Genomic DNA, 2,608 nt, shown 5'->3' on the forward strand with positions numbered 1-2,608 from the left:
CGCGCGCTGCGCGCCGGCGACCGCCTGCCGCTGGGCCCGCAGCGCGCGCTCGCGGTCGAGGCGCCGCGCGCGAGCGGCTGGTGGATCGATCCGGATTTCGAGCTCGACCCGCACGCCCCGATCCGCTACCGCCCGACCGAGTGCTCCGCCCTGGCCGAGGCCGCCGCGCGTTTCGGCGACAGCGGCTGGCGGGTCGATCCGGCCAGCGACCGGCAAGGCCTGCGCTTGGTCGGCGACGCGCTGGAGGGCGTGGTCGCGGCCGCCGGCGGCGTGTCCGAACCGGTCGCGCCGGGCACCATCCAGTTGCCTGCCGACGGCCGTCCGATCGTACTGCTCGCCGATGCGCAGACCGTCGGCGGTTATCCGCGCCTGGGCCACGTGATCGCCGCCGACCTGCCGCGGCTGGCGCAGGCTCGCCCCAATACCAAGTGGTACTTCCGCAGCTGCGACGAAGCCGAGGCGCGCGCGGCGCGCGCGGCCGCGGCCGCGGAGCTGGCGCGACTGCGCTGGGCCATCGCCGACCGCCTCGACGGCCGCTGAGTCCGCACGCCGGCGCCGATCCGCGCGGAACGCGGATGCCTTTGTCGCCAGTGGTTCGCGCCGCTACCGCAGCGGTTCGATGCGCATCGATTGCACTTTAATTCCACGCAAATCTGCTATCGATCGCGCCACAGCGCAGATCCGATGTGCGCAATCATCAAGCAGATGCACAGGAAACATGCCAACCCGTAATTGCGCATCCCCCTACATGATCAAATGCCATGTCGCGGAACCGATTTTTCGGAGGGTGTGTTATCGACAATTGCACGTGTTTGGCGTATCTCTTTGCGCAATCGAATGTCAGCCGCGAAGACGGGGCTAACGGAAATCCCATCGTCCTGCCGAAACCGACCCGGACATGACTCAAGAAGGCTCCTCGCCCGATCCGACCGCCGCAGCGCCTGCCCGGGACGAATTCGAATTCCCCCAAGCCACCCTGGACTCGGTGACCCAGCTCATCGTCGCCGCCCAGAACGGCCAGCCGGGCGCGTGGGACCGCGTCTACACCCTGCTCTACAAGGATCTGCACGAGGCCGCCTCGCTGCAGATCCGGCGGCGCTGGCGGCGCGGCAGCAAGCGCTCGCCGACCTCGCTGATCAACCGCACCTGGCTGCGACTGAACCAGGACAAGCTCAACCTCAACAACCGCCAGCACCTGCTCGCGGTGCTGTCGCAGGCGATGCGCTACGCGCTGCTCGACGAGGTGCGCCGGCTCAAGCGGCTCAAGTACGAGGAAAGCTATCTGGCCGACAAGGCCGACCCGAACTACGAGCCGTCCTACGATCCGGACCTGGACCAGTTGCTGGCGATCGACCGCGCCCTGGAAGCGCTCAGCGCGGTCGAGCCGCGCCTGACCCAGTTGGTGGAAATGCGCTACTTCGCCGGCATGAGCGATATCGAGATCGGCGAGGTGCTGGGCCTGACCGACCGCACCATCCGCCGCGACTGGCGCAAGGCGCGCGCGTTCCTCGCCGCGCATCTGCGCACGCCGTCGGACCTGGACGGCGAGGACGACGCGGCCTGAGCGCGCCTTCGCATCGCCCGACCCGCCGCGCCGCCCCGCGCGCATGAACGCCGCCACCGCCCGCGCCCTGAGCCTGTTCGACGAATTCGTCGAGCTGCCCGCGCCGCTGCGCGCGCAGCGGCTCGCCGCGCTGGCCGCGGCCGAGCCGCACACCCATGCCGCCTTGTTGCGCCTGCTCGACGCCGACGCCGACGATGCCGCCGGCGTGCTCGAGCGCTCGCCGGCGCGCGTGCTCGCCGACCTGCACGAACGCGAGCGCGGCCGCGAATCCGTGGCCGCGTCGCCGCCCGCGCCGGAACCGGCCGACCTGCGCGTCGGCGCGCGCCTGGGCGCCTGGCGCATCGACCGCATCGTCGGCCGCGGCGGCATGGGCACGGTGTACGCCGCCCATCGCGACGACGGCCAGTACCAACAGCGCGTGGCGATCAAATGCCTGCGCGCCGAACTCGACTCGCCGCTGCTGGTCGCGGCGATGCGCGAGGAACGCAACCTGCTCGCGCGCCTGGACCATCCCGGCATCGCCGCGCTGGTCGACGGCGGCGTCGACGGCGACGGCCGGCCGTGGTTCGCCCTGCGCTATGTCGAAGGCGAACCGATCGACGCCTGGTGCGACCAGCGCCGCCTCGGCATCGAGGCGCGCGTGGACTTGCTGCTGCAGGTCTGCGACGCGGTCGCCTACGCCCATGCGCAGGGCGTGCTGCATCGCGACCTCAAGCCGTCGAACGTGCTGATCACCAGCGAGGGGCGCGCGCAACTGCTCGACTTCGGCCTGTCCGCGCAACTGGGCCCGCTGCGCGAGGCGCCGGGCGAACTGCCGGCGCTGACCCCGCACTACGCCGCGCCGGAAGCGCGCCAGCACGGCGCGCAGGGCCCGGCCACCGACCTGTACGCGCTGGGCGTGCTGAGCTACCGCTTGCTCGGTGGGCACTGGCCGACGCCGCTGCACGGCCTGCGCCCGCTGATGCCCGGCGCCGACTCCGGCGCGCCGGTGGCGATGGACGGCCTGCTCGGCGCGCGTCCCGGCGACGCCGCCCTCGCCCGCCA

At 71.9% G+C, this 2,608-nt stretch carries 2 protein-coding genes and 1 pseudogene; all 3 read left to right on the plus strand.

Annotated features, from left to right (window positions below; genetic code table 11):
• Positions 1-540: pseudogene (locus tag A7A76_RS25365) on the plus strand (biotin-dependent carboxyltransferase family protein); the annotation flags it as partial.
• A 358-nt stretch (positions 541-898) separates the two neighbouring features.
• The gene (locus A7A76_RS25370) at positions 899-1,564 is read left to right on the plus strand and encodes an ECF-type sigma factor (RefSeq protein ID WP_206413925.1); all 666 of its coding nucleotides are present in this window, start codon (positions 899-901) and stop codon (positions 1,562-1,564) included.
• A 43-nt stretch (positions 1,565-1,607) separates the two neighbouring features.
• A partial coding sequence (locus A7A76_RS25375; protein WP_206413926.1) for a serine/threonine-protein kinase occupies positions 1,608-2,608 on the plus strand: 1,001 nt, incomplete at its 3' end.

Origin of the sequence: Lysobacter enzymogenes, from assembly GCF_017168095.1 — a bacterium.
In the GTDB taxonomy this organism is placed as follows: domain Bacteria; phylum Pseudomonadota; class Gammaproteobacteria; order Xanthomonadales; family Xanthomonadaceae; genus Lysobacter; species Lysobacter enzymogenes_D.